Genomic DNA, 2,522 nt, shown 5'->3' with positions numbered 1-2,522 from the left:
GGAAGGATTCGAACCTTCGAAGTCGAAGACGTCAGATTTACAGTCTGATCCCTTTGGCCGCTCGGGAACCCCTCCTAAGCGAGCCGGCATTCTATACTATGCCGACCTTCTGTCAAGCATTTTCTCATTAAAAACCTGAGGTTAGCTGCGTTGACATCGCTCCGCTTTGAAAACCTGTTTAGGTGTTCGCTGTGGAGCGGGCGCCATTCTATGCAAACTATTCCAGCGGTGCAACCCCCTCACACAGCATTATTTTATGTTTTAACTCATTGAATTCCTTAGAAAGGTTCTGCAACTGCACATCCCCCAATAAACGCTGGCTTTCGGGCGCAATTCGCAACCAGTAACCAGGCTCGGGGAGATCCTTTTGCGACACCTGAACCTTCACATTCATAGCCGCCAGACGCTGCTGCAGCGCAGAAATGCTGCCCTCTTGAGTCACCCCTCCCAAAAACAGACACTCCTGTCCGGCACGTCGCACGCCCTGCCCTTCCAGAGAGTTACCAGTCGCCTCACTCAGTAAGCGAATATCTTGTTGGGACCCGCGGTACATGCTGAGGGGCGTGACATCTTTCGCACGCAAAGGTGCTTCCTGCTGATGCCAGACGTAATAGAACACATTGAGAACAACGAGCAGCAGGAACAACCAACGCATACAAACCTCAAGATAAAGGACACGCCATGGCCAACCCCACAAATACTAGGTCAGGCACGATCCGAGCATGAGGCACGACGTCCGCAACCAAGCCAGCGTCGCCACCTGTAATGAAGACGGTAAAATGCTCCCCCCAATAGGATCGAGCCATTTCCATCTGAGTCAGGACGAAGCCTCTCAACATTAAAGAGCAGCCGCGCTCCACCGCTTCGACGGTACTGCGCCCCGGGGAATGACTCATCAGAGCTTGCTCGGCCGCCAAATCCCCATAACGGATTTTCCGAGTGTGTGTGCGCAACTGATTACGCATCAACGGCATCCCCGGGCAAATGAACCCGCCGAGATGATCGCCTTCGGCATTAATAAAATCCGCCGTCACAGCAGTACCGAAATCCAGGATCAGACAAGCGCCGGCAGCCAGATGAAAACCACCAAGCATCGCCAACCAACGATCCAGCCCCAGACGCTCATAGTCGTCATAGCCATTCCTGACACCAGACATTTCACTGGCCGACCTGGCACAGACGACCGAAACGCCGAACGCCTGCTCAAGAATTCGAGTTAGCGCGGCAGTTTCTTCGCCAGTTCTGACGCTGACCAAGCGACATTTTCTCAGCGACAGGCCATCAAAAGCACATAGACTGTCCACCAGGGCTTGATCCGAATCGACCACACCCTCCGCGAAGAGACCGCCAGCAGCGGTATTCAATACTCGCCACTTGATAAAGCTATTTCCACAGTCGAGCTCAAGAATCATCACGCAACCTCAGGCTGAGCTCACCACCACTAAATACTTTTTCCACGCCGTCCACCTTCAAGCGCAGCGCACCCTGGCTATCAATACCAAGCACTACGCCTTCTATATGACTCACACCCGCAATCAACGAAACCGGGCGACCTTGCCACATATGATCCTTTTCCCACTCCCCCTGGAGCGCGGAGAAACCATCGACCTGATGGCGCTGGATGTAGCCGCGCAGCTGCTCGTTCAACTCAGCCACCAAGACATTGCGATCGCAGCTTTTGCCTGTTTCGAGCCGAATCGACGTCCATTGCTGGTCAACCTCCTCAGCAATCTGCATGTTCACATTGATGCCTATACCCAACACCACGTGGCAAACATCTGCGGGATCACCTACGAGCTCGAGGAGAATACCGGCAATTTTTTTGTTTCCGACCAGCACATCGTTCGGCCACTTCAACCCAGCGCCCGACACTCCTAGCTTTCGCAGGGTTTGCATAACCGCCAAACCCACAACAAGGCTCAGACCCTCCAGCTGGCGCATGCCACCTTCGATGCGCAGGACCAGGCTGTAATAGAGGTTTTCAGCAAAAGGGCTTACCCATTTGCGACCCCTGCGACCACGACCGGAAAACTGCCGCTCTGCCAATACCAGAAACGGTGCCTCTCGACCTTGGTTGATTGCGCGTAGCGCCTCTGCATTGGTGGAATCAATAGAATCAAAGACAGTAATTGGCCAAACCGGTGCCAACGCACCAATCTTGAGAGGATCGAGCAACGTCAAGGGCGCGGCCAGTTGATAGCCTCTGCCCCGGACTTTGTTTATGGACAACCCGAGTTCAGCCTCAAGATGCTGAAGCTGCTTCCATACCGCACTTCGACTTATACCCAGGGCAAGCCCGAGCGCCTCGCCAGAATGGAATCGACCATCCTTCAAAAGATTCAACAACGTCAGCATGCAGGTCTCGCCTCACAATGAGGCCCGAATGATAGCCATGAGCCGGGCGATTGCATAGAAATCAAGCAAACCACTTTCTTGCGGGCAAAACAAAACCCCAACTGCTTTCGCAATTGGGGTTTCGGAATTTAATCTTGACGATGACCTACTCTCACATGGGGAAACCC

The 2,522-nt window shown here is 53.6% G+C and carries 3 protein-coding genes; all 3 read right to left on the bottom strand.

Features of this window, described 5'->3' with window-relative positions:
* Positions 1–217: 217 nt before the first annotated feature.
* The 3 genes from ACIOUG_RS26860 to birA are packed head-to-tail and all read right to left on the bottom strand — an operon-like array spanning position 218 to position 2,355.
* On the bottom strand, positions 218–655 hold the full coding sequence (locus tag ACIOUG_RS26860) for a hypothetical protein (protein ID WP_401070177.1): 438 nt from the start codon (positions 653–655) through the stop codon (positions 218–220).
* Between the two features lie 7 nt (positions 656–662).
* Entirely contained in the window at positions 663–1,412 is a 750-nt protein-coding gene (locus tag ACIOUG_RS26855) for a pantothenate kinase (RefSeq protein WP_401070175.1), read from the bottom strand.
* Positions 1,402–2,355: a bifunctional biotin--[acetyl-CoA-carboxylase] ligase/biotin operon repressor BirA gene (gene birA / locus ACIOUG_RS26850; RefSeq protein ID WP_401070172.1), complete on the bottom strand. Its 954-nt coding sequence runs from the start codon at positions 2,353–2,355 to the stop codon at positions 1,402–1,404. The genes ACIOUG_RS26855 and birA overlap by 11 nt, the downstream gene beginning before the upstream one ends.
* Positions 2,356–2,522: the final 167 nt, after the last annotated feature.

Origin of the sequence: Pseudomonas sp. NPDC087803 (assembly GCF_044742995.1) — a bacterium.
In the GTDB taxonomy this organism is placed as follows: domain Bacteria; phylum Pseudomonadota; class Gammaproteobacteria; order Pseudomonadales; family Pseudomonadaceae; genus Aquipseudomonas.
Note: the sequence above shows the minus strand (reverse complement) of the source record. Positions and strands in the feature narration are given on the sequence as shown.

Bases quoted from the DNA above. Each gene is read 5' to 3' on its own strand.
- ACIOUG_RS26860 (WP_401070177.1), bottom strand. From the start codon at position 655: ATGCGTTGGTTGTTCCTGCTGCTCGTTGTTCTCAATGTGTTCTATTAC.
- ACIOUG_RS26855 (WP_401070175.1), bottom strand. From the start codon at position 1,412: ATGATTCTTGAGCTCGACTGTGGAAATAGCTTTATCAAGTGGCGAGTA.
- birA (WP_401070172.1), bottom strand. From the start codon at position 2,355: ATGCTGACGTTGTTGAATCTTTTGAAGGATGGTCGATTCCATTCTGGC.